The organism is Mycobacterium sp. 050272 (genome assembly GCF_039023525.1).
Taxonomy (GTDB): domain Bacteria; phylum Actinomycetota; class Actinomycetes; order Mycobacteriales; family Mycobacteriaceae; genus Mycobacterium.
Genome location: NZ_JBCHKV010000066.1, coordinates 1 through 621, shown reverse-complemented (window position 1 = coordinate 621; position 621 = coordinate 1). Strand labels below are relative to the sequence as shown.

Below are 621 nucleotides of genomic sequence, written 5' to 3'. Positions count from 1 at the left end.
GCGTCTTACTGTCCGGCCACCAACACCATTGTGGTCGACCTACCAGCCCTGGTGGCGATGGGGAGACCTGCTGACATGACAGAGCATGCCCTGCCGCAAGGTGACGACACCGCCTTGTCGATCGTGATGTCGAGGTACGCCCTGGCGGTGCAGCATGAGCGCGGCCTGCCGATGCAGAGTCTGTGGACTGCGTTGCGGACCGCGTGCCTGACTGGTGTCGTGCATCGCAAGATGGCTGACCCGATCGAACTACCTTCGCGCAAGACGCTTTTGCTGACCGCCGGTGACCTCGACAAGGCTGTGTCTGGGTTGCTCACCAACCATTTGGTGGCCAGCGACGTTGATGGTGTCAGCGTGCCGGCCGGTTTCACGCGGATAGCCGCGTTTCGTGCCGGCCTCGACGGTCGAATGGAAACGTGTTACACCCGGTACCCGGCGTAGCGGGAGAAGGCCCTTCGCAGGCGATTCCGATCCCAGCGCGCCCGGGGAGCAGCGATCTCCGAGACCGTGGACGAGGTCGACGGGCCATCACTGACCGGTGGCGGGTTGCCGACGGCCCGCTACATTCGGCCGGGATGCGCTGGAGCACCTCGAGCAGGCTGTCACCCGAAGCGCCTGGAG

Annotated in this window: 1 pseudogene; it reads left to right on the top strand. The window is 64.9% G+C overall.

Features of this window, described 5'->3' with window-relative positions:
• Positions 1-441, top strand: a pseudogene (locus AAHS21_RS31990) (peptidase); the annotation flags it as partial.
• Positions 442-621 lie beyond the last annotated feature (180 nt).